At 73.2% G+C, this 22,528-nt stretch carries 21 protein-coding genes, 1 pseudogene and 1 riboswitch; of the genes and pseudogenes, 12 read left to right on the top strand and 10 right to left on the bottom strand.

Annotation, left to right across the window (positions count from 1 at the left end):
- Positions 1 to 43 precede the first annotated feature (43 nt).
- A complete protein-coding gene (locus ACFYPD_RS10260) occupies positions 44 to 514 on the bottom strand; it encodes a MarR family winged helix-turn-helix transcriptional regulator (RefSeq protein WP_387111043.1) in 471 nt (156 codons plus the stop codon).
- 64 nt (positions 515 to 578) lie between these two features.
- Between ACFYPD_RS10260 and ACFYPD_RS10255 the strand changes: the two genes are divergently transcribed.
- On the top strand, positions 579 to 1,139 hold the full coding sequence (locus ACFYPD_RS10255) for a carboxymuconolactone decarboxylase family protein (RefSeq protein ID WP_387111040.1): 561 nt from the start codon (positions 579 to 581) through the stop codon (positions 1,137 to 1,139).
- Between the two features lie 9 nt (positions 1,140 to 1,148).
- Here the strand turns inward: ACFYPD_RS10255 and ACFYPD_RS10250 are convergent, their stop codons facing one another.
- Complete coding sequence (locus ACFYPD_RS10250; protein ID WP_387111037.1) at positions 1,149 to 2,021, bottom strand: alpha/beta fold hydrolase; 873 nt, start codon at positions 2,019 to 2,021, stop codon at positions 1,149 to 1,151.
- Between the two features lie 154 nt (positions 2,022 to 2,175).
- On the opposite strand from ACFYPD_RS10250, the gene ACFYPD_RS10245 reads away from it, so the two are divergent.
- Together ACFYPD_RS10245 and mqnP are read left to right on the top strand one after the other, a co-directional pair.
- Complete coding sequence (locus tag ACFYPD_RS10245) at positions 2,176 to 3,636, top strand: menaquinone biosynthesis decarboxylase (protein WP_387111033.1); 1,461 nt, start codon at positions 2,176 to 2,178, stop codon at positions 3,634 to 3,636.
- Positions 3,636 to 4,550, top strand: coding sequence for a menaquinone biosynthesis prenyltransferase MqnP (mqnP, locus tag ACFYPD_RS10240; RefSeq protein WP_387111030.1), 915 nt, complete (start codon positions 3,636 to 3,638; stop codon positions 4,548 to 4,550). The genes ACFYPD_RS10245 and mqnP overlap by 1 nt, the downstream gene beginning before the upstream one ends.
- A 12-nt stretch (positions 4,551 to 4,562) precedes the next feature.
- Here the strand turns inward: mqnP and ACFYPD_RS10235 are convergent, their stop codons facing one another.
- Complete coding sequence (locus ACFYPD_RS10235) at positions 4,563 to 5,525, bottom strand: terpene synthase (protein ID WP_387111027.1); 963 nt, start codon at positions 5,523 to 5,525, stop codon at positions 4,563 to 4,565.
- Between the two features lie 160 nt (positions 5,526 to 5,685).
- Here ACFYPD_RS10235 and ACFYPD_RS10230 point away from each other — a divergent pair, with 160 nt between their 5' ends.
- Positions 5,686 to 6,330 carry a UbiX family flavin prenyltransferase gene (locus ACFYPD_RS10230; RefSeq protein ID WP_387111024.1) on the top strand — a complete coding sequence of 215 codons (645 nt, stop codon included), beginning with the start codon at positions 5,686 to 5,688 and terminating at the stop codon, positions 6,328 to 6,330.
- A gap of 53 nt (positions 6,331 to 6,383) precedes the next feature.
- Here the strand turns inward: ACFYPD_RS10230 and ACFYPD_RS10225 are convergent, their stop codons facing one another.
- Positions 6,384 to 6,650 (bottom strand): BldC family transcriptional regulator, encoded by a 267-nt coding sequence (locus ACFYPD_RS10225; RefSeq protein ID WP_013473529.1) that lies wholly within the window; start codon positions 6,648 to 6,650, stop codon positions 6,384 to 6,386.
- A 268-nt stretch (positions 6,651 to 6,918) separates the two neighbouring features.
- Between ACFYPD_RS10225 and ACFYPD_RS10220 the strand changes: the two genes are divergently transcribed.
- Genes ACFYPD_RS10220 through ACFYPD_RS10210 form a run of 3 tightly spaced genes read left to right on the top strand, consistent with a single transcriptional unit; the run spans position 6,919 to position 9,368 of the window.
- Positions 6,919 to 7,377: an Lrp/AsnC family transcriptional regulator gene (locus ACFYPD_RS10220; protein ID WP_387111021.1), complete on the top strand. Its 459-nt coding sequence runs from the start codon at positions 6,919 to 6,921 to the stop codon at positions 7,375 to 7,377.
- Between the two features lie 46 nt (positions 7,378 to 7,423).
- On the top strand, positions 7,424 to 8,266 hold the full coding sequence (locus ACFYPD_RS10215; protein WP_387111018.1) for an SDR family NAD(P)-dependent oxidoreductase: 843 nt from the start codon (positions 7,424 to 7,426) through the stop codon (positions 8,264 to 8,266).
- 10 nt (positions 8,267 to 8,276) lie between these two features.
- A complete protein-coding gene (locus ACFYPD_RS10210) occupies positions 8,277 to 9,368 on the top strand; it encodes a PLP-dependent cysteine synthase family protein (RefSeq protein ID WP_387111015.1) in 1,092 nt (363 codons plus the stop codon).
- 4 nt (positions 9,369 to 9,372) lie between these two features.
- Here ACFYPD_RS10210 and ACFYPD_RS10205 read toward each other — a convergent pair whose 3' ends face one another.
- The 4 genes from ACFYPD_RS10205 to ACFYPD_RS10190 form a co-directional block, all read right to left on the bottom strand.
- Positions 9,373 to 9,993 carry a putative glycolipid-binding domain-containing protein gene (locus tag ACFYPD_RS10205; RefSeq protein WP_387112322.1) on the bottom strand — a complete coding sequence of 207 codons (621 nt, stop codon included), beginning with the start codon at positions 9,991 to 9,993 and terminating at the stop codon, positions 9,373 to 9,375.
- A gap of 119 nt (positions 9,994 to 10,112) precedes the next feature.
- Positions 10,113 to 12,050 carry a DEAD/DEAH box helicase gene (locus ACFYPD_RS10200; RefSeq protein ID WP_387111012.1) on the bottom strand — a complete coding sequence of 646 codons (1,938 nt, stop codon included), beginning with the start codon at positions 12,048 to 12,050 and terminating at the stop codon, positions 10,113 to 10,115.
- Positions 12,051 to 12,236: 186 nt separating this feature from the next.
- Positions 12,237 to 13,574, bottom strand: coding sequence for a hypothetical protein (locus ACFYPD_RS10195; protein WP_387111010.1), 1,338 nt, complete (start codon positions 13,572 to 13,574; stop codon positions 12,237 to 12,239).
- Between the two features lie 111 nt (positions 13,575 to 13,685).
- Positions 13,686 to 15,275, bottom strand: coding sequence for an NlpC/P60 family protein (locus ACFYPD_RS10190; RefSeq protein WP_387111007.1), 1,590 nt, complete (start codon positions 15,273 to 15,275; stop codon positions 13,686 to 13,688).
- A 239-nt stretch (positions 15,276 to 15,514) separates the two neighbouring features.
- On the opposite strand from ACFYPD_RS10190, the gene mqnE reads away from it, so the two are divergent.
- From mqnE to ACFYPD_RS10170, 4 genes are all read left to right on the top strand, one after another.
- Positions 15,515 to 16,684 carry an aminofutalosine synthase MqnE gene (gene mqnE / locus ACFYPD_RS10185; protein ID WP_387111004.1) on the top strand — a complete coding sequence of 390 codons (1,170 nt, stop codon included), beginning with the start codon at positions 15,515 to 15,517 and terminating at the stop codon, positions 16,682 to 16,684.
- 10 nt (positions 16,685 to 16,694) lie between these two features.
- Complete coding sequence (locus tag ACFYPD_RS10180) at positions 16,695 to 17,123, top strand: hypothetical protein (protein ID WP_387111001.1); 429 nt, start codon at positions 16,695 to 16,697, stop codon at positions 17,121 to 17,123.
- An 85-nt stretch (positions 17,124 to 17,208) separates the two neighbouring features.
- Positions 17,209 to 17,487 (top strand): DUF4229 domain-containing protein, encoded by a 279-nt coding sequence (locus tag ACFYPD_RS10175; RefSeq protein WP_387110999.1) that lies wholly within the window; start codon positions 17,209 to 17,211, stop codon positions 17,485 to 17,487.
- A gap of 52 nt (positions 17,488 to 17,539) precedes the next feature.
- Positions 17,540 to 18,025, top strand: coding sequence for a hypothetical protein (locus tag ACFYPD_RS10170; RefSeq protein ID WP_387110996.1), 486 nt, complete (start codon positions 17,540 to 17,542; stop codon positions 18,023 to 18,025).
- A 55-nt stretch (positions 18,026 to 18,080) separates the two neighbouring features.
- Here the strand turns inward: ACFYPD_RS10170 and ACFYPD_RS10165 are convergent, their stop codons facing one another.
- Entirely contained in the window at positions 18,081 to 19,421 is a 1,341-nt protein-coding gene (locus ACFYPD_RS10165) for a C39 family peptidase (RefSeq protein WP_387110993.1), read from the bottom strand.
- A 29-nt stretch (positions 19,422 to 19,450) separates the two neighbouring features.
- Positions 19,451 to 20,770, bottom strand: coding sequence for a C39 family peptidase (locus tag ACFYPD_RS10160; RefSeq protein WP_387110990.1), 1,320 nt, complete (start codon positions 20,768 to 20,770; stop codon positions 19,451 to 19,453).
- Positions 20,771 to 20,976: 206 nt separating this feature from the next.
- On the opposite strand from ACFYPD_RS10160, the pseudogene ACFYPD_RS10155 reads away from it, so the two are divergent.
- Positions 20,977 to 22,281, top strand: a pseudogene (locus tag ACFYPD_RS10155) (M14 family metallopeptidase); the annotation flags it as partial.
- A gap of 106 nt (positions 22,282 to 22,387) precedes the next feature.
- Positions 22,388 to 22,479: riboswitch (cobalamin riboswitch) on the top strand.
- Positions 22,480 to 22,528 lie beyond the last annotated feature (49 nt).

The following is a 22,528-nucleotide window of genomic DNA, read 5'->3' as shown; positions in this document are numbered from 1 at the left end:
TGGCGGCCGGTGCCCCGCAGCGGTCAAGACCCGGCGAGCATTGTCACCCGCCGAACCAGCCCGGGACGTCGAGGCGGAAGACGTCGGCCGGGACCATCCGGCGCAGGTCGTCCTCGATCGCCGCGACCCGGTCGGCGCCGAGGGTCGCCGCCCAGCGGTCGCGCAGTTCGTCGAAGAGGACCGCCGAGCGGCGCAGCCCGTCGTGGCCCTTGGCCGTCATTCGGACCAGCTTGCGCCGAGCGTCGGCGGGGTCGTCGGCGCGTTCCAGGTAGCCGAGCGCGACCAGCCGGTCGACCGTCTTGCCGGCCGCCTGTTTCGAGATGCCCAGCCGCTGGCCCAGGTCGGAGGCGGTGGTACCGGCGGGGCCGACGGCCTGGAGCACGAAGCCGTGGGCCGGGCGCAACTCGGTGTGCCCCTGCCGGGCCAGTTCGGCGTGCAGGTCGTCGATGAGCGTGCGGAAGCCGGCGAGCAGGAGCAGCGGGAGCGCGAAGCCGGGGCGGTCAGGCGTTGCCATGTTCGACAACCCCGTTTACTATTTCGTCAACCACGTTGACTATCTTACGTCAGGGGTACCTGTCATGTCCCGACCGGTCTTCACCGCCCACACTCCCGACACCGCACCCGCCGCCGCCCGTCCCACCATGGCCGGCATCCACCGCAAGCTCGGCCACCTGCCCGGCGCGGTGGCCCTCATGGCCGAGTCGCCCGAACTGCTCAAGGGCTTCCTCACCGCCAACGCCGTCTTCGAGTCCACCGACCTCGACCCGGTCGCCCGGGAGGTGGTCGTGCTGACCGTGGCCACCCGCAACGAGTGCCACCTCTGCGTGGCCATGCACACCGCGACGCTCACCCGGCAGGGCGCCGCGCCCGAGCTGATCGAGGCGCTCCGGGCCGGCGCCGCCCTGCCCGACCCGCGCCTGGAGGCCCTGCGCCGGTTCACCGTCGCCGTGCTCGACCACCGGGGTGCCGTCCCGGACGCCGACCTGGACGCCTTCCTGGCCGGCGGCTGGCAGCCACGGCACGCGCTGGACGTGGTGCTCGGCGTCGGCACGTACACGATCTCGACCTTCGCCAACCGGCTCACCGGGGCTCCGGTCGACCCGCCGCTGGCCGCGTACGCCTGGTCCCCGGCCGCCTGACCGGCGGCCTCAGTTCCGCAGGAACGGCAGCAGCAGGTCCGCCAGCTCGGCCGGCCGCTCCTCGAAGAGCCAGTGGCCACACTCCTCGACCACCTCGCCGGTGACCGTGTCGGCGTACCGGCGGACCTGCTCGGCCACCTGCTCGCCGAGGCTGGCCCGGGCGCCGACGGCGAGGACCGGCATCGGCAGCTTCGTCGACCGGTACGCGGCGTTGTCCGCCACGTCCTGGCCGAACGCCCGGAAGTAGGCGAAGCTGGCCCAGAGGTGGGCCGGGTCCCGCAGGTGCCGGGCGTACTCCGCCGCCTCCTCCGGCCCGATGCTGCCTTTGTTGACCATGATCGAGTCGGTGAACCGGTCCACCCAGAGCGGTTCCCGGCCGGTGACGAGTTGCTCCGGCAGGCCGTTGGTCAGATTGAAGAAGCCGAAGTTCCACACCGCCGGGCCGGCGGCGGTAAGGGCCGGAATCGCGTAGATGCTCTCGTCGGGGATCGGCGCCTCGGTGAGCGCCAGCCGGGACACCCGGTCGGGATGGGCGGCAGCGTAGGCGTAGGCGACCATCGTGCCGAGGTCGTGACCGACCAGGCGGATGTCCTCGACCAGGCCGAGCCCGGTCAGCAGCCCGTGCAGGTCGGCGGCGACGCTCTTCTTGTCGTAGCCGTCGGTCGGGGCGTCGCTGTCGCCGAAGCCCCGCAGGTCGGGCGCGACCACCTCGAACGACTCGGCCAGTACCGGCAGCAGGTGCCGCCACATCCGCCAGCACTGCGGGTAGCCGTGCAGCAGCACCAGGGGGGGCCCGCTGCCCCCGCGGACATGGTTGATCGTCACGTCACCGACCCGGGTCCGCTGCTCGGTGAACCCTGCCGGGACCCGTCCCTCGCCCATCGGCGCCCCCTCTCGTCCGGCGGCTCGACTACCCGGTGAGTGGAGAGCCATGCGGGGCCGGCCGACCGCGCCGGGTGCGCTCGCCCGACGCCACGGCTCAGCTCACACCACCCGGCTTGGACGCTGAGAACACCGGTGCGGGAGACTGGCGGGCATGGCGGCTCGTGGCTTCCCGTACACCGATCTCAAGGACTTCCTCGCGGTGCTGGAGGCCGCAGGCGAGCTGCGGCGGGTGAGCGTCCCGGTCGACCCCACGCTGGAGATCAGCGAGGTGGTCACGCGGACCGTCCGCGACGGCGGGCCGGCGCTGCTGTTCGAGCGGCCCACCCGGGGCGAGATGCCGGTGGCGATCAACCTGTTCGGCACCGAGAAGCGGATGGCCATGGCGCTCGGCGTCGACACGCTCGACGAGATCGGCGAGCGGATCGGCGGACTGATCAAGCCGGAGCTGCCGGTCGGCTGGTCCGGCATCCGCGAGGGCCTCGGCAAGGTCATGCAGCTCAAGTCGGTGCCGCCCCGCAAGGTCAAGACCGCGCCCTGCCAGCAGGTGGTCTACCGCGGTGACGACGTCGACCTCAACCGGCTGCCCGGCCTCCAGGTCTGGCCCGGCGACGGCGGGATCTTCCACAACTTCGGGCTGACCCACACCAAGCACCCGGAGACCGGCAAGCGCAACCTCGGCCTCTACCGGCTCCAGCAGCACAGCCGCAACACCCTCGGCATGCACTGGCAGATCCACAAGGACTCCACGGCGCACCACGCCGTCGCCGAGCGGCTCGGCCAGCGGCTCCCGGTCGCCATCGCCATCGGCTGCGACCCGGTCGTCTCGTACGCGGCGACCGCGCCGCTCCCCGGCGACATCGACGAATACCTGTTCGCCGGCTTCCTGCGCGGCGAGCGGGTGGAGATGGTCGACTGCCTCACCGTGCCGTTGCAGGTGCCGGCGCACGCCCAGGTGGTGCTGGAGGGCTACCTGGAGCCCGGCGAGCGGCTGCCCGAGGGTCCGTTCGGCGACCACACCGGCTTCTACACCCCGGTCGAGCCGTTCCCGGTGCTGCACGTCGAGACGATGACCATGCAGCGCGACCCGGTCTACCACTCGATCATCACCTCGAAGCCGCCGCAGGAAGACCACGGCCTGGGCAAGGCCACCGAGCGGATCTTCCTGCCGCTGCTCAAGCTGATGATCCCGGACATCGTCGACTACGACCTGCCGGCCGCCGGCGTCTTCCACAACTGCGCGATCGTCTCCATCCGCAAGCGCTACCCGAAGCACGCGCAGAAGGTGATGAACGCGATCTGGGGCGCGCACCTCATGTCGCTGACCAAGCTGATCGTGATCGTCGACGAGGACTGCGACGTGCACGACTACAACGAGGTGGCGTTCCGCGCCTTCGGCAACGTCGACTACGCCCGGGACCTGCTGGTCACCGAAGGCCCGGTGGACCACCTGGACCACGCCTCGTACCAGCAGTTCTGGGGCGGCAAGGCGGGCCTCGACGCGACCCGCAAGCTGCCCACCGAGGGCTACACCCGGGGTTGGCCCGAGGAAATGACCATGTCGCCCGAGGTGGTCTCGCTGGTCGACAAGCGCTGGAAGGAGTACGGCATCTGATGGCCACCGTCGCCGAGGTCCCGGTGGAACGCCCGGGCCGGGTCAAGTCCTTCCTCAAGCTGGTCGCGATCGAGCACTCGGTCTTCGCGCTGCCGTTCGCGTACCTGTCCGCGCTGACCGCCATGCAGGTCGACGGTGGGCGGGTGCGTTGGCTCGACCTGCTGCTGATCACCGTGGCGATGGTCGGCGCGCGGACGTTCGCCATGGCCGCCAACCGGATCCTCGACCGGCGGATCGACGCGCGGAACCCGCGTACCGCAAACCGGGAACTGGTGACCGGGGCGGTGAGCGTGCGGACGGCCTGGACCGGCGCGGTCGTCGCGCTGGTGGTCTTCCTGGCCGCCGCCGCCCTGCTCAACCCGCTCTGCCTGGCGCTCGCCCCGCTCGCCGTGGTGCCGCTGGTCGTCTACCCCTACGGCAAGCGGTTCACCAACTGGCCGCACGCCATCCTGGCGATCGCCCAGGCGGTCGGCCCGGTCGGCGCCTGGCTGGCCGTCACCGGCACCCTCGACGGCTCCTGGCCGGCCTGGCTGCTCGGCGCGGCCGTCGGCCTCTGGATCGGCGGCTTCGACCTGATCTACGCCTGCCAGGACTCCGAGATCGACCGGGAGATCGGGGTGCACAGCGTCCCCGCCCGCTACGGCCGGCGCTTCGCGCTGCACGCCTCCACCGTCGCGCACGTGGTGACCTTCGCGCTGTTCATCTGGTTCGGTGCGCTGGTCGGCTTCGGCTGGCTCTGGTGGATCGGGCTGGCGTTCACCGCGGTCGCCTTCGGCTACCAGCACCTGGTGGTCAGCCCGACCGACCTCAGCAAGGTCAACCGGGCGTTCTTCACCGCCAACGGCTTCGTCGGCATCGCGCTGTTCGTCTTCGCCCTGCTGGATCTGCTGGTCCGCCTCGACCTGCGCCCCTGAGCGGCGGCCGGGTCAGCCGGTCGCGGCGGGATAGCGGGCGCTCTCCAGCGTCCAGTCGACCGTGCCGCGGACCGCGTTGGCCAGCCCGTCGAGGTGGGCGGTGACCGCCTCGTCCAGCGCGGGCCCGAACGACGGCACCGCGGCGCGCAGCGCCATGAAGCGGGCCATCTCCGCGCGCCAGCGCGCGGCGACCAGGTCGACCGCGGCCGGCACCGGCACGCCCCGCTCGGCGGCCACCGCCAGCACCAGGTTGTGGCCCCCGGCGCCCCCTCGGTCACGCTCCAGCGAGGCCAGGTCGTTGTACCAGGACAGCAGGTCGTTGGCGAGGTCGGCGAGCTGCCGCAGCGCGGGATGGTGGTAGACCGCGTCGGGCAGCGGCCGCCCGGCGGCGAACTCGATCAGGGGATACGACACGTACGCCGCCGAGGTGGCCCGGCGCAGTTGCACGTACTCGGCGACGCCCGGTGGCCGCCCGGCGACGGTGGCGACCGCCTCCCGCCAGGCGCCGTCGAGGTGGTCGGCCACGGCGTCGGCGAAGCGCAGCCGCCAGCGGGCCGGCATCCGGCGCCGGGGCTCCCGCCACGCCTGGACCAGCAGTCGGCGCAGCGGGCCGGAGAAGCCGGGATGGCGGGCCCGGGGACCCTCCCGGAGCAGGGCCAGCGCCCCGTCGCGCAGCGCCCGGATCTGCGTCGGGGCCAGCCGGTCCGGCCCCTCGCAGGCGTCGTCCACCAGGAAGAACCAGGTGAACAGGGCGGCCAGTGCCCGCAGGTCGGGCTCGTTGGCGTCGGGGTAGAGGCGACCGGCGTAGCGGGCGAAGCCGGCCCGGGCCAACCGCTCCCGCATGGCCGGGTCCAGCGGCAGGCCGAGCCGGTCGAGCTGGCCGATGAGCCACTCCTGCACGGCGTCGGCGTGGGGGGAGAGGCGGGGCGGGATCGGACACTCGGACCGCAACGCCCGCAGCACCGCCGCCGTCATCACCGGTCCCTTCCATCGACGTGAATCGCCGACGGAAGAATCCCACGTTCCCGGCACGCCCGCCGACCCGGCGGACAAACACTGCTTGTCGCGGGACAAGCGGGACACTCCGCCGGGGGTCGCCGCCCGGCGCCCGGATCGACCAGGCAGTCTGGACGGCATGCGCGAACCATGGGTGGTCGGCGTCTCCGGTGCCTCCGGCACGCCGTACGCCGCCGCGGTCGTCCGGGGCCTGCTCGACGCCGGTCAGGCGGTGGACCTGATCGTCTCCCGGGCCGCCCGCCTGACCATTCTCGACGAGACCGGCAGGGCGTTCCGGGACGGGCACTGGATGGAGGACCTGGCCGCCTGGCTGGGCCGCGACCTCGCCGACGCGGACCTGCGGCACTGGCCGGCCGGTGACCTGGCCGCCGGCCCGAGCAGCGGCTCCTACCGGGTACGCGGCATGGCCGTCGTCCCGGCCAGCACGGCGGCCTGCGCCGGCATCGCCATCGGGCTCTCGAAGGATCTGTTGCAGCGCGCCGCCGAGGTGAACCTCAAGGAGCGGCGGCCCGTGGTGGTGGTGCCCCGGGAGACCCCGGTGACCCGCAGCCACCTGGAGCACCTCATCGCGCTGCACGACGCCGGCGCGGTGGTCCTGCCGGCGAGTCCCGGCTTCTACGGGGCCGGGGCGGCGGCCTCCGCCCAGCAACTGGTCGACTTCGTGGCCGGGAAGGTGCTGGACGCGCTCGGCGTGCCGCACACATTGTTCCGCCGCTGGTCCGGTGAGCTGGCCGCCGCCCGCCGGGACCCGGATCTCACCTGACGGCGCTGATCGGGACGCGGACCGAGCCGGACCGCGTCCCGATCGGTGTCGCCTCAGTACATTCCGGCGTTCGCCGGCCCCGGGCCGGTCGAGGCGGTCGGGCCCATGTTGCGTGCCTTGCCCATGTCCTCCGCCTCGTCCAGCATGCCCTCCCCCTCAAGCAGGGCCCGCACCTCGGATTCCCGAAACCGGCGATGCCCGCCTGGAGTCCGGATGCTGCCGATCCGGCCGGCCGCTGCCCACCTGGTCACGGTCTTCGGGTCAACCCGAAACAGCGCGGCGACCTCACCCGGTGTCAGCAGGCGATCTCCAGTGTCCACAGCCCCCTCCTCGCGTCGACGAAGCCCCCGGCTGAACACACTGCCCCCGGCCGGTGCGAGCCCAGAGCCGTCATGAGGGACGTATGGCAATTACAGCACCAGCGACCTGGCGTGTCCGCCAAACGCGAAAAACGCACACAGTGAGAAGTTAGTAAATGCTACCGGCGTAGAACCCCCGTGACTGCACGTTTGTGAACGGCAACGTGACGTCATGTTCAACTGATGCCGCGTGGTGGGCGTTACGCCCGAAAGGATAGGGTCACTCTCCGTGGACGCGATCGACCTGAGCCTCGTGGAGCTGTTGCGGGGCAATGCCCGCCTGTCGTACGCCGAGCTGGCCCGCCAGGTCGGCCTCTCCGCCCCGGCGGTGCACGAGCGGGTCGGCAAGCTGGAGTCGGGCGGCGTCATCCGGGCGTACCGGGCCGAGGTGGAGCCGGAGGCGATCGGGCTCGGCGTCACGGCGCTGATCGGCATCGTGGAGGACTCGACCGCGGACACCGACGACGTGCTGGAGGCGTTCCGGCAGATGCCGGAGATCGAGTCCTGCTACTTCATGGCGGGCGTCGAATCGTTCCTGCTGAAGGCGCGGGTGGGCACCATCGCCGAACTGGAGCAGCTGATCGTCCGGCTGAACCGGACGGCCGGGGTGGCCTCCACCCGCACCGGCATCGCCCTGTCGACCAAGTGGGAGAACCGCCCCCAGCCGCTCCAATCCGCCGCCTCCTGACCACCTCGCTCTGGTCCCGGCCGGCCCGGGGCGCTACCGTGCGCCGATGACGACTCCGGGACGGGGCGCCGCCGTGGTGACCGGGGCGGCCGGCGGCCTCGGCCGGGCAATCGCCGCCGCGCTGCACGCCGACGGCCGGCGGGTGCTGCTCACCGACGTGGACGCCGAGGCCGTGGCCACCGCGGCGGCGCCGCTCGGTGGCTGGTCCCGCGCGCTCGACGTCCGCGACGAGGCGGCCTGCGCGGCGGTGGCCGCCGAGGCGGCCGGGGCGCCGGGCGGGCTCGCCCTCTGGGTCAACAACGCCGGCATCCTGGCCACCGGACCGTCCTGGACGCACGACGCGGCGACCCGGCGCCGGCTCGTCGAGGTGAACGCGCTGGGCGCGATGAACGGCACCCACGCGGCCCTGAGCGTGATGCGGGAGCAGGGCCACGGGCACGTGCTCAACGTCGTCTCGCTGGCCGGGTTGATCGCCGCCCCCGGCGAGACCGTCTACGCGGCCAGCAAGCACGCCCTGCTGGCGTTCAGCCTCGGCACCCTCTCCGACCTGCGGATGGCCGGCGTCCGGGGCGTACACGTGTCGTGCCTCTGCCCGGACGGGATCTGGACGCCGATGCTGCACGACAAGCTCGACGACCCCGGGGCCCTGGCGTCCTTCACCGGGTCGCTGCTCACCCCGGAGCGGGTGGCCGCGCGGGCCGTACGGCTGGCCCGGCGGCCCCGGCCGGTGGTCAGCCTGCCGCGCTGGCGCGGCGCCCAGGTGCGGCTCCTGGACGCCTTCCCCCGGCTCGCCCTGGCCCTCACCCCGGTGGTCCGGGCCGCCGGCCGGGCCGGCCAGCGCCGGCAGGCGCGCCGGGCGGGTCCCGAGGCGAGCGGGCCTCGCTTGTAACGTTGCCGGCGTGACTCATCTCGACCGGTGTGACGAGGCCAGCCGAAGCTGGGTGACCGAGGCCATCGCCACGGTCGAGGCGGACGCCAACCGCTCCGCCGACACCCACCTCCTGCCCTTCCCGCTGCCCCGGGAGTGGGGCATCGACCTCTATCTGAAGGACGAGTCGGTGCACCCCACCGGCTCGCTCAAGCACCGGCTGGCCCGGTCGCTGTTCCTGTACGGGCTCTGCAACGGCTGGATCGGCCCGGAGACCACCATCGTCGAGGCGTCGTCCGGCTCGACCGCGGTCTCCGAGGCGTACTTCGCGCGGATGCTCGGCGTGCCGTTCATCGCCGTCATGCCCGCCTCCACCTCGCCCGAGAAGATCGCCCAGATCGAGTTCCAGGGCGGCCGCTGCCACCTGGTGGCGGACCCGGCCAAGGTGGTCATCGAGGCGCGCTGGCTCGCCGAGGACACCGGCGGGCACTACATGGACCAGTTCACCTACGCCGAGCGGGCCACCGACTGGCGGGGCAACAACAACATCGCCGAGTCGATCTACGCGCAGCTCGCCCTGGAACGGCACCCCGTGCCGGCCTGGGTCGTGGTGGGCGCCGGCACCGGCGGCACCAGCGCCACCATCGGCCGGTACGCCCGCTACCGCCGGCTGCCCACCAAGCTCTGCGTGGTCGACCCGGAGAACTCCGCGTTCTACCCGGCGTGGCAGGCCGGCGACTGGTCGGTCCGCACCGACAAGGGCTCCCGGATCGAGGGCATCGGCCGGCCCTGCGTCGAGGCGTCCTTCCTGCCCAGCGTCGTGGACCGGATGATGCAGGTGCCGGACGCCGCGTCGCTGGCCGCCATGCGGGCCGGCTCGGCGGTGCTCGGCCGCCGGGTGGGCGGCTCCACCGGCACCAACCTCTGGGGCGCCTTCGCGCTGATCGCTGAGCTGCTGGCCGCCGGCCGGACCGGCTCGGTGGTCACCCTGATCTGCGACCCGGGCGACCGCTACGCGCACACCTACTACGCCGACGAGTGGGTGGCCGGGCAGGGCCTCGACCTCGCCCCGCACCTGGCCACCATCGATCGCTTCCTGACCACCGGCGCCTGGCCGGCCTGAGCCGTCAGCGCGGGTCGATCCGCTCCGCCAGCCCCGGGTAGCGCACCACGTAACCCTCCTGGTCCACGTCCAGGTCGGCGGTGAAGGAGTCGCTGGCGTAGCGGACCCGGCCCGGGCCGAGAGAGCTGTAGATCTGCTGGGCGGGGAGCACCGCCAGGCCGGGCAGCAGCACCCACGCGACGGTCACGGTGCGCGGCTGGTCGGCCGGGGCCCGACCCAGGTTGAGCCGACGGACCGGCAGGGTGTTGGTCAGCGGCGAGCCGCCCAAGTCGACGTCCAGCGCCTCGTCCAGCCGGCCCGGGTCGTCGGTGCCCGGCAACCCGGCCGGCGGATGTCCAGCCGCGCGCAACGCCGCGTCCAGGTCACCCTCCTCGCCGGTGCGAACCCGCCACCCGTCCCCGCCCCGTTCCAGGCGTACGGTCCGCGACCAGCCCGCGCCCTCCGCGGTGACCTCCAGCCGGCTGGTCGACCAGTCCGCGCCCACGGTGAGCTGGTAGCGGCAGGTGTACGGGATCGGGTCGACGGCCAACGCCACGCCCTGCGCGGTCAGCCCCTGCCGGTCGTCGAGCACCACGTGCTCCGAGCCGGCGGTGTCGGTCCGGGTCCAGAACAGCGACTTCGGCATGGTCGGCATGAACCGGACGTTACGCGACCGGGCGGACACCGGCAGCGGATGCACGAACGCCGCCGCCGAGCGGTGGCTCGACGGCGGCGTCGGTGCTGGTGCGGCGGGACTGCTCCGGGTCAGTGGGTGCGGGCCGGCGCACGGCCGCCGAAGCCGCGCCGGTCGTCGCGCGGCCGGTCCTCGCGACCCCGCGCCTCCGGCCGGAAGCCGCCCCGACGCTCGGCCGGGCGGAACTCGCCCCGCTCGCCCTGCGGGCGGTCCTCGTAGCGGCGGCCGTCCCGGTCCCCGTGGCCGCGCGCGCCGGTGGGCCGGTCGCCGTAGGTCCGCGCGCCGTCCCGGTCGCCGTAACCGCCGCCGGTGGGCCGGTCGCCGTAGCGGCGCGAACCGTCCCGGTCGCCGTAGCCGGCGCCGGTGGGCCGGTCGCCGTAGGCGCGCCCGCCGGCGGGTCGGTCGTCGTGCCGCCGGTCGCCGCGCGCGTCCCGGTCGTAGCCGCGACCGGCGCCGGTCGGCCGGTGCTGGTCGCGGCCGGCCCGCTCGGCGAAGTGGCGGTCGCCCGAGGGCCGGCCGGAGCCGCGCTCGTCGCGGTCGCCGAAGCGCCGGTCGCCGCGCGCGTCCCGGTCGAATCCGCCCCGGTCCGCCTGACGTCGCTCGCCGAAGCCCCGGTCGTCGCGGTCGAAGCGCCGCTCGCCGGAGGGCCGGTCGTAGCCGCGGCCGCCGGTCGGGCGGTCGCCCCGATCGAAGCTCCGGCCGGTCGGCCGGTCACCGAAGCGGCGCTCGCCGCGCCCGTCCCGGTCGCCCGAGCGGCCCCGGCGCGGTTCCGGCTCCTCGCGGACCGGCACGCCGCTGGGTTCGCGGGCGCCGATCAGCTCGGCCAGCGCCGGGTCACCGGCGCGGACCCGGGTCTCGGCCGGCTCGACGCCCGCCTTCTCCAGCATGGCGAGCGTGGTCCGGCGCTGCTTCGGCAGCACCAGGGTCGCCACCGCCCCGGACTCACCGGCCCGCGCGGTGCGACCCGCCCGGTGCAGGTAGTCCTTGGGGTCCTTGGGCGGGTCGATGTGCAGCACCAGCGACACCCCGTCGACGTGGATGCCTCGGGCCGCCACGTCGGTGGCGACCAGCACGTTCATCCGGCCCTCGCGGAACTCGGCCAGGGTCCGGGTGCGCATCCGCTGGGTCTTGCCGCCGTGCAGGCCGCCGGCCCGCACGCCCACGGCGGCGAGCTGCTCGACCAGCCGGTCGACCCCGAGCTGGGTACGCGCGAACAGCATCGTGCGACCCTCGCGGGCCGCGATGGACGCCGCGACGGCGAACTTCTCGTGCGGCGGGATCAGCAGCAGGTGGTGGTCCATGGTGGACACGGCCGCGGTCGCCGGCGCGGTCGAGTGGGTGACCGGGTCGGTCATGAACCGCTTGACCAGGCTGTCGACGTCGTTGTCCAGAGTGGCCGAGAAGAGCAGCCGCTGGGCGTCCGCCGGCGTCTTCGACAGCAGCTCAGTGACCTCGGGCAGGAAGCCCATGTCGGCCATCTGGTCAGCCTCGTCCAGCACGGTGACCTCGACGTCGTCGAGGTTGCAGACGCGGCGATCGATCAGGTCGCGGAGCCGCCCCGGGGTGGCCACGACGATCTCCACGCCGCGGCGCAGCGCGTCGATCTGCCGGTCGTACGGCACGCCGCCGACGGCGGTCTTCAGAAAGATGCCGACCGCCTTGCCGAGCGGCACCAGCGCGTCGTTGACCTGCATGGCCAGCTCACGGGTGGGCACCAGGATCAGGGCGCGCGGGTGCAGCGGCCGGGCCCGGTTCCGCTCGGCGAGACGGGCGATCACCGGCAGGCCGAAGGCGAGGGTCTTGCCCGAGCCGGTCTGGCCGCGGCCGAGCACGTCGCGCCCGGCGAGGGCGTCCGGCACGGTGGCCCGCTGGATCTCGAACGGGGTGGTGATGCCCTGCCGGGCGAGCGCCTCGACCAGCTGGCGGGGCAGGCCGAGGGCGGCGAAGTCAGGGGTGTCGATGGTCGGGTCGGCGGACGGGGACGTGCCGGTGGCAGCGAACGTGGTCAAGAAAAGCCTTTCGAGCGGGGCGCATCTTCGCGATGGCCCGCCGCGGCTTCGTCACGCCGCCGATTCGCCCGCAAGATCGCCCATGGGCGCGCATCGGGCGCGCCGGGTCAGTGATCTCCCCAAGTGTACGGCGATCCGGCGAACCCGCCACCGCGCCGCGAGGGCGTAGTGGGCGGGCTCACCCCGTCACCTGGTCAGCGCGTTGCCGGTGATCCCGCTCAGCGCGTCGTTGGCCAGGAAGACCACCACCAGGCTGATCGCCACCAGCAGCGCCAGTGCACCGGCCAGCACGATCACCACCTTGGTGTTGCTCGACCGGGTCGCCGGGGAGTCCTCGGTCCAGCCCTGGGCCAGGATGTGCCCGGTCAGCGAGCCGGAGTTCTCCAGCGGGTTGCCCTGCGGGAAGGAGACCGTGGCGAAGCCTGGCCCCTCGGTGCCGCCGTACACACTGCCGCCCGGGTCGCGACCGCCCGGCGGGGCGGTCGGACGGGGGTGGTGGGCGGCCGCCCCGGACGCGTACTCGGTGGGGTTGGTCGACGGCGGCCAGGTGGGCAGGGCCGGCGCGGGCACGACCGGTGACGCGGTGGGCGGCGCGGCGGACGGCGCCGCGGCCCACGGCGCCTCGGGCACGCCCGGCTGCCCGGCGCCCGCGAAGGGCGTCGACCCCGGTACGCCGGCCATGGCGGGCGGCGGCGGGAACGGCGGTGCGGGCATCGGCCCGGGCGGCGGCGGAGGCGGGGGCACGGGCGGTCCCGGCGGCGGCGCCGGCGGCCCCGGCACCGGGGGCACCGGTCCCGGCGGGGTCGGGCCGGGCGGCGGTGCGGGCACCGGCGGGGTCGGGCTCGGCGGCGGTGCGGGCACCGGCGGCACCGGCCGGAACGGGGGCTCCGGCGCCGGCCCGGGCGGGGCCGGGGAAGGCGGGGTCGGACCCGGTACCGGGGTCGGCGCCGGCTCGGGCTCCGGCACGGGCGGCGTCGGAGGCTGGGCCGGCTCCGGCGGCTGGGCCGGCTCGGGCGGCTCCGGATTGACCGGTGCGGCCCGGTAGACCTTGGCGCTGCCGGACGTCCCGGCGACCGCGGCGGCGGCGACCTCGTCGGCCGAGACCTTGGTCAGCCCGGGGACCGACGCGCTGGCCCGGGCCTGCCCCTGAGCGGGCACGGGGGTCTTCGCGGCCTGCGGCTGGCCGGCCTCGGCGCCCGGCGCCTCCGCTCCGGGGCGCTCGGCGGCGGCGAAGGCGGACCAGGTCGACGGCGGCGGGACGGAGGCACCAGGCTGGCGCCGGTCCAGCGCCGGGACGGACTCGGCCGGGCCACCCGCCCGGTACGTGGTGCCGGTGGCCGGCGCGCTCGGCCGCTCCTCGGACGGGGGCGGCGCGGCGGCGCCGGCGACACTCACCCGGGCCCGGGCGACGGCCACCGGGGCGGCCTGGCCCGGCTGCTCCTCGGCGGGATCGGCCGGCCGGTCGGCGGCGTCGGGCGCGGATCCGGGGTGGACCGTCTCCGCCGGAACGTCCTGCTCGCCCATCTCGCCCCTCCGCGCCCCACGCTCGCCCCCGACCGTGGCGCCGGCCGGGCGTGCCTGGATCTCACCGTGCCACATTCCGGCCCGGGAGCACAGTCGGAGTGGGCGGTTGGGTCAGTCGGTGGCGCTCGGGCTCGCCGAGGTGCTCCCGGCCGCGCTGCCGGTCGGGTCGGCGGCGCCGTCGGTCGGCTCGGCGGTGGCGGTGCTGGTCGGCGACGGGCTGGACGTGTCGGACGGGCTCGGCGTGGGCGTCGGCGTGGTGCTCGGCGAGGTCGACGGGGTGGGCGTCGGGCTCGACGTGCTCGGCGTCGGCTTCGGCGTGGCCGTCTTGGTCGGCTTGGGCGTGGCCGTCTTGGTCGGCTTGGGCGTGGCCGTCCTGGTCGGCTTCGGCGTCGGGTTGGGCTTCGCCGGGGTGGTCGGCGGCGTCGGGACCGGCGCCGGGGTGGCCGGGGCGGGGACCGCGCCGATCACCCGGGTGGCCGCGTAGAGCCGGGACCAGCGGACCACGGAGATCTTGACGACGTCACCGGTTCGCGGCGCCTCGACCATCTTGCCGTTGCCGATGTACATGGTGACGTGGTGGATGCTCGTCCAGCTGCTGCCCGAGGCGAAGAAGAGCAGGTCGCCGGGGAGGAGCGCGTTGGGGTCGACGGTGCGGGAGCGGGTGGCGTAGTACTGGTCCCGGGAGACCCGGGGCAGCCCGTGGTAGCCGGCCGCCTGGTAGGAGGCGAGCACCAGGCCGGAGCAGTCGAACCGGTCCGGCCCCTCGGCTGCCCAGAGGTAGGGGTCGCCGAGCTGGGCGAGGGCGTAGCGCACCGCCGCCAGCGCCCGCGGGTCGGCGACCCGCCCGCTGACGCTCTGGTTGACGACGTACGAGCTGCCGAACTGCTGCTCGGCGGCGTCCTCGCGGCGCTCGATCTCGCGCAGCTTGGCGGCGTTGTCCCTGCGGAGCTTGAGCAGCGTGGCTTCCTGCTTGTGCAGGTCGGTCTCGACCCGGGTGTACTCCGCGGTCTTCTCGGCGGCGCGCCGCTCGGCCGAGGCGTGCGCCTGGCGGGCCACCTCTTCGGCGGTGGTGGCCCGGGTGAGCTCGCCGGTCACCCCGGTGGTGGCGCCCTCGGCCTTGTCGCCCCGGGTGATCCGTTGGAGGTTGGCGAGCTCGCGCAGGCTGGCCCCGAACTCGCCGGGCGGCAGCGCGGCGTCGGCCTTGAACGCGTCGGCGGCGGCGGTCTTCGCGTTCTCCTGGGCCCGGACGAGCGCGTCCTGGGCATCCTTCAGCCGGGCGGCGGCGAGGGTCAGGTCGGCCTGCGCGGTGTCCCGCTCACCCTTGATGCTGAGCAGGGTGTCGCCGAGCTGGGCCACCTGCGCGTCGACCTGGTTGATCTGGGCGATCAGCGGGCCGTCGGCGGGGTTGGTGACGCCGGGCGTGACGCCGGGGAGGCCCGGGGTGCGGCCGGGCCCGCCGGTCACCGTGCCGGGCAGGCCCGGGACGGCGCCGGGCACGGTGGGAAGCTGGAGGGTGCCGGCGACCTGGGGGCGGGAGCCGGTGTCGGGGACGGTGTCGGGCAGCGGGTCGGCCCAGGCCGGGGTGGCCAGCGCCGCGGCCGCGACCGCCCCTAGCAGGGCGGACCAGAGCGCCGGGCGCAGCACCGGCGAAATCACCGGAATCCGGTTTCGTCGGCGTCGGCCCTGGGTGCTGTCGACCATTCCGCTCCCCGTCGTCTGGTGTGTTCCGCGCGAGGTGGGCGCGGTGAGCCAGGACGGTACCGGTGTGCGTTCCGCCCCATCCTGTCTTACCTCACCAACGCAGCTATGTCGATGTGCGGAGGGTGACGACCGTCCGGGAGTCCGGTGAAGTAGGTCGTCGCGGTCGACCGGGTCGCCGGGTCGTCCGGCGCGCGACGTACGCTCGACCGGGACCGCAGGTGGAAGGGACGTGGCTTTCGATGGACGCCGGACTCAAGCGTGAGCTCGAAGCGAAGGTCTACGCGGGGGAGCGGCTCACCCGTGCGGACGGAGTCGCCCTCTACGAGAGCGACGACCTCGCCTGGCTGGGGCGGCTGGCCCACCACAAGCGCACCGAGATGAACGGTGACCGGGTGATGTTCAACGTCAACCGGCACCTCAACCTGACCAACGTCTGCTCCGCCTCGTGCGCGTACTGCTCGTTCCAGCGCAAGCCGGGCGAGAAGGACGCGTACACGATGCGCATCGACGAGGCGGTCCGCAAGGCCAAGGAGATGGAGGACGAGCAGCTCACCGAGCTGCACATCGTCAACGGCCTGCACCCGACGCTGCCCTGGCGTTACTACCCCAAGGTGCTGCGCGAGCTGAAGGCGGCGCTGCCGAACGTCAAGCTCAAGTGCTTCACCGCGACCGAGGTGCAGTGGTTCGAGAAGATCAGCGGCCTGAGTGCCGACGAGATCCTCGACGAGCTGATGGACGCCGGTTTGGAGTCGCTGACCGGCGGCGGCGCGGAGATCTTCGACTGGGAGGTCCGGCAGCACATCGTCGACCACGCCTGCCACTGGGAGGACTGGTCGCGGATCCACGCCCTGGCGCACAGCAAGGGCATGATGACCCCGGCGACGATGCTGTACGGCCACATCGAGGAGCCCCGGCACCGGGTCGACCACGTGCTGCGGCTGCGTGAGCTGCAGGACGAGACCGGCGGCTTCGCGGTCTTCATCCCGCTGCGCTACCAGCACGACTTCGTGGACTCGGCGGACGGCAAGATCCGTAACAAGATCCAGGCGCGCACCACGATGGCCTCGCCGGCCGAGTCGCTGAAGACGTTCGCCGTCTCCCGGCTGCTCTTCGACAACGTGCCGCACGTGAAGAACTTCTGGGTGATGCACGGCCTCTCGGTGGCCCAGCTCTCGCTGAACTTCGGTGTCGACGACCTGGACGGCTCGGTCGTGGAATACAAGATCACCCACGACGCCGACTCGTACGGCACGCCGAACACCATGCACCGCGAGGACCTGCTGAACCTGATCTGGGACGCGGGCTTCCGTCCGGTCGAGCGGAACACCCGCTACGAGGTCGTCCGCGAGTACGACGCGGCCCCGTCGCTGGCCGAGCGCCGCGCCGAGCCGCAGCAGGTCTGGGCCTGACCGCACGTCGATGAGCACCGAGGAGCAGCAGCGCAGCTTCCCCCGGCGGGACGCCGAGGGGCGCATCCTCACCCTGGGCGACCTGCTCGGGGTGAGTCTCGCCGGGCTGGTGATCGGCGTGCTGGCGCTGGTGCTCTTCGAGTGGGCCTTCGCCACCATGGGCGCGGGCGGGTTCGGGCGGACCAACGGCTGGCTGGCGGTGATCCTGCCGCTCTGGCTGTTCTGGGACGACTTCCGGGCCTGGGAGTTCGGCGCGGCCCGGGTGCTCGCGGCGCTGGCCGGGATCGCGCTCGGCGTCTTCGCCGGGCTGCTGGCCGCCGGCCTCGCCGCCGGGCTGCCGGCGCTGGTCTCCGGCGCGCTGGCCGCGGCGGTGTTCACCGTGGTCTACGCGGTGGTCTGGTTTCATGGCGTGCACTGGCTGGCCCGGCGGACGGGCTGAGGCGTGAGAGAGAAGGAAGTACGGGCGTGAGCGCGAGGAGTGAGCCGGGTTTGCGAGCCGCGCAGTCGCGAACTGAGGCGTCGCAGTGAGCGCGGCGGTCAAGTACACGCTGGGCCGGATCGGGCTGTTCGTCGGCGTGCTGGCGGCCCTCTGGTTCGTCGAGATGAACATGTTCCTGCGGCTGATGCTGGCGCTGGTCTTCTCCGCCGCGCTGTCGTTCTTCCTGCTCCGCGGCTGGCGGGACGAGATGGCCGGCGAGATGTCCGAGGCGTCGGAGCGGCGCCGCGCCGAGAAGGAGCGGCTGCGTTCCGCGCTGGCCGGCGACGATCAGGCCGAGCACACCGACGAGCGCCGCGAGAGCTGACCCCGCGGGGCGGGGCAGCAGGAAACGATGCCGACCGCTAGGGTCTGCCGCCGTGAGTTTCCTGAACACGATCAACGGGTGGCGGACGAAGGTCTTCGTCTGGATCGGCCTGCCGGTCATCGCCGCCATCGGACTGATGCTGAGTGTCACCGACCTCGCCCCCACCTGGGAGGCGAAGAACGGTGGCGGCACGCCGGGCACCTTCACCGCGGTCCACGAGGACTGCGGCCGGCGCAACTGCGAGTGGCGCGGCACCTTCGTGGCCGACCAGGGCGGTGCCCGTCGCGCCGACGTGATCCTCTACGACGCGCCCGACGGTCTCGCCGTCGGCGCCACCGCTCCGGCCCGGGACACGAGCGCCCGGGCGGGAGTCTTCTCCACCACCGGCGGGTCGACGTACCTGCTGGTGACCGGGCTCGCCCTGGCCGGTGTGGCCGCCCTGGTGGCCTGGGTGTGGATCATCGTGCGGGCGATCCGGAACCGCCGCCGGGGGAAGCAGCCCGCCGCCCCGCCGGCCTCCTTCGCCCCGTCCCTCTGACGAAACCCGGGCCCGGCGCGATCCCCGAACGGGGACCGCGCCGGGCCCGCGGCGTTCACCAGTTGGTCGAGCCCGGCACCACCGGCCAGGGCCGGTTGGTCGGCTTGATCAGGTACGCGATGCCGCCGGAGCCGGAGGCCACCGTGCCGTTCGCCCGGTGGCGCTTGGTGCGCAGCCAGATCTCCTCGAACTGCTCCCGCTTGTAGACGTTGCGCACCGCGTCGTCGGACGACGAGGCGGGGTCGTTGACGATCACGTCACCGTCGGCGGTGAAGCCGACGATCACGAAGAGGTGCCCTGAGGTGCCGTAGTTCGCCCCGTCCAGCTCGCTGGCCAGGAAGGACTGTGAGGTGATCACCGGGATGCCGGCCTTGATGAAGCGTTCCACCTCGTCGAGCGAGTGCATCCGGGTGACCCGGGCGTCCAGGCCGGGGAAGCTGGCCGCGTACGCGGTGTTGAACGGCCAGTTGCCGGCGCCCTCGTACTCGTAGTCGTAGGTCATCCGGGCGGCGTGGTCGACGGTCGGATCGGCGTAGCTCGGGTCGACCCAGGCAGTGTCCGCGGCCGAGGGCTTGCGGCCCCAGTACTCGACCACCATCTCCGTCGACGTGGGGGAGCACCAGGCTTCCCCGCCGCCGTCGTACTCGGGGTACTCCCCGACGTGGATGTTCTGCGAGTAGCGCGGCACCGCCAGTTCCCGGCCCCACGCGATGCCGCCCTTGCTCGGGGCGACGGTGAACCGGTCCGGCACGTTGGAGCTCATCGCGCCGAGCATCCAGACCCGCGGCGAGGCGGTCTGCCCCGGGGCGCGGTAGAGGGTCAGCCGGAGCTGGTAGGACCGCAGCAGCACGCCGGCCTTGGCGTCGTCGATGGAGAACGTGTCGGTCCAGATGGTCGACCAGGGGTCGCCCTGGCCGTCCAGGGTGGACCGCTTGATGTCCTGGTCGCCGGAGGCCCACCGGCCCATGACGTACCAGGGGGTCTGCTGCCCGGTGTTGTAGGTGCCGTGCAGCTCGACCTGGATCCAGGTGCCGGCCGGGGTCGCGGCGTTCCACGAGGCGACCAGCTCACTGGCGTCGAAGCCGACCGTCCGCTCCGGCGAGGTCCAGGTCGCGTACTCCCAGGTCCGGGTCGTGCCGGTGTGCTCGTCGGTGAACTCGGTGGTGCCGGCCGGGCGGCCCATGGTGATCCCGGTGCGGTTCCCCGGGATGGCGAAGGTGCCCTCATGGGTGCCGCCGCGCCAGTCGGGGTACTTGGACCACTCCTGGAAGGTGATCTGCTCGTCGTGCGAGACGACCGGCAGGTTGTTGTCGGCGTGGGCGGGCCCCGTCACACCGACGAGGGCGAGCGCGGCGGCGCCGACGAGGGCGACCGCGCGCAGGGCTGGTCTGACCATGTGCACTCCGTTGGGTTTGAAGGGATGGATCACCAGTTGGTGGAACCGGCCACGGAGGGCCAGGCCACCTCGGTCGGTTTGATCAGGTAGACGACGCCGCCGGAGCCGCTGCCGGTGCCGCCGCCCGCGGTGGTCCGCCTGGTGCGCAGCCAGATCTGCTCGAACTGGTCGCGCCGGTAGACGTGCCGGACGGTGGCGTCGCTGGGCGAGGCCGGGTCGTTGGCGATGACGTCGCCGGTGGCGGTGAAGCCGACCACCACCATGAGGTGCCCCGCCGTGCCGTAGCCCGCCCCGTCCAGCTCGCTCGCCAGGAAGGACTGGCTGGTCACCACGGGGATGCCGGCGGCGATGAAGTGCTCCAGCTCGTCCAGGGAGTGCAGCCGGGTCACCTTGGCCTCCAGCCCGGGGAAGCTGGCCGCGTACGCGCTGTTGAACGGCCAGTTGCCGGTGCCGCCGTACTGCCAGTCGTAGGTCATCCGGGCGGCATGGTCGACCGTCGGGTCGGCGTAGCCCGGGTCGACCCAGGACGTGTCGGCCGGGGAGGGCTTGCGGCCCCAGTACTCGACCACCATCTCCGTGGAGGTGGGCGAGCACCACGCCTCGCCGCCGCCGCCGTACTGGGGGTACTGCCCGGCGTGGATGTTCTGGGAGTAGCGCGGCACGGCCAGTTCGGTGCCCCAGGCGATGTGCCCGGCGCTCGGGGTGACGGTGGACCGGTCCGGCACGGTGGAGCTCATCGCGCCGACCGAGCGGAGCACCGGCGTCACGGTCGACGCCGGGTCCCGGTAGAGGGTCACCCGGAGCTGGTACGCCCGCAGCAGCACCCCGGCGGACGGGTTGGTGATCGCGAACGTGTCGGTGAGGACGCCGGAGGTCTTGTCGCCCTGCCGGTCGACGCTGGTGCCCCGGATGTCGCCGTCGCCCGAGGCCCAGCGGCCCATGACGTACCAGGGGGTGCGGGTGCCGGTGGTGTAGGTGCCCTGGAGTTCGACCTGGAGCCAGGTGCCGGCCGGGGTGTCGGCGTTCCACGAGGTGACCAGCTCCGTGGCGGCGAAGCCGACCTGGGTGAGCGGCGAGGTCCAGGTCCCGTACGCCCAGGTGCGCCGGGTGCCGCTGTGCGGGTCCTTGTAGAGGATGGTGCCGATCGGGGTGGTCAGGGTCAGGCCGGCGGCGGTGCCGGTGGTGCCGGCCGCGGTCCCGGCCGACCAGGCCGTGCCGGACCAGCCCTGCCAGGTGATCTGTTCGTCGTGGGTGAGGGCGGTGGTCGCGCCGGCCGGCGCGGTGGTGCCGAGGAGGGCGAGCGTGGTGGCGCCGGCCACGGCGGCCGTGCGCAGGGATGTCCGGTCCATGGCAGCTCCTCCAGGAGAACCGCATCGTTGCCGTTCACTGTCGCGCCTGGAGGGAAGTTTCGCCAGAGGTTCACGCATGGAAAATGATTGCCGGCGTGACGATCCGGTCGGGATGGAAGCACGTAGTGATGAATGTTGATATGACCATGTGACTCCTGGTGAAGTGTGCGGACAACGGGATCGCCCGTACCCCGAGGAGGTTGTCCATGGCCCTCCGCACGCCCCCGCTCCGCCGCCGGCTGGCCCTCGCCGCCGCCGTCGGCCTGACCCTCGTCGCCGCGGTCACCGGCCCGGCCGCCGCCCGGCCCGCACCGGACGGTGAACCGGCCGCCGTCGCCTACCGGGTGCTCGGCCCGCGCACGCTCGCCGATCGCAGTGCCGTCGCCCGCACCGGCGCGGCGATCGACCACTCCGAACACGGGGTGCTGCACGTCACGGCGACCACCGCCGAAGCCGTCGCGATCACCCGGCTCGGCTTCCGGCTGGAGAAGGACGTCGCCCCGGCCGCGGCCGCCGGCGCCGTCGCGTACGCCTTCCCGCCCGCCGACTCCAACTACCACGACTACGCCGAGTTGACGGCGGTGGTGAACACCGTGGTCGCCGACCACCCCGCCATCGCCCGCAAGCTCAGCATCGGGCGGTCGTACCAGGGCCGGGACCTGATGGCCGTGAAGATCTCCGACAACGTCGTCACCGACGAGAGCGAGCCGGAGATCCTCTTCAACGCCCAGCAGCACGCCCGCGAGCACCTGACCGTCGAGATGGCGATCTACCTGCTCAACCTCTTCACCGACAACTACGGCAGCGACTCCCGGATCACCAACCTCGTCAACTCCCGCGAGATCTGGATCGTCCCCACGGTCAACCCGGACGGCAGCGAGTACGACATCGCCACCGGCTCCTACCGCTCCTGGCGGAAGAACCGGCAGCCGAACAGCGGCTCCTCGTCCGTCGGCACCGACCTGAACCGGAACTGGTCCTACCAGTGGGGCTGCTGCGGCGGCTCGTCCGGCTCGACCTCGTCGGAGACCTACCGCGGCCCGTCCGCCTTCTCCGCCCCCGAGACCGCGGCGCTGCGCACCTTCGTCAACAGCCGGGTGGTCGGCGGGGTGCAGCAGATCAAAGCGAACATCGACTTCCACACCTACTCGCAGCTGGTGCTCTGGCCGTACGGCTACACGTACAGCAACACCGCCACCGGGATGAACGCCGACCAGTACAACACCTTCGCCACCATCGGCCGGCAGATGGCGTCCAGCAACGGCTACACCCCGGAACAGTCCAGCGACCTCTACATCGCCGACGGCACCAGCATCGACTGGATGTGGGGGACCCACAAGATCTGGGCGTACACCTTCGAGATGTATCCCGGGTCGGCTTCCGGGGGCGGCTTCTACCCGCCCGACGAGGTGATCCCCGCGCAGACCTCCCGCAACCGGGAGGCCGTGCTGCTGCTCTCCGAGTACGCCGATTGCCCGTACCGGGCGATCGGGAAGCAGAGCCAGTACTGCTGACCACGATGCACGGTGGGGGCCCGTCAGGGTCCCCACCGCCCCTCCCGTCCGGACGATCTCCGCTGGTCATGCGCTACGGTGGCACCGACCACCCCGCAGCGAAGCCGGTGCGAAACCGGCGCTGTCCCGCAACTGTGATGCCCCGCACACGGCGTCGGCCTCGGCCGGCGCCGACACCTGTGGGGACGAGCCAGGTCGCCTGCGGCACGGTCGCGACTCGCGCTCTCGAGGAAGGGCGCCTCGC

The sequence above is a fragment of the Micromonospora sp. NPDC005299 genome, from assembly GCF_042872345.1.
Lineage (GTDB): Bacteria > Actinomycetota > Actinomycetes > Mycobacteriales > Micromonosporaceae > Micromonospora.
This window is presented reverse-complemented; position numbering and strand designations above follow the sequence as displayed.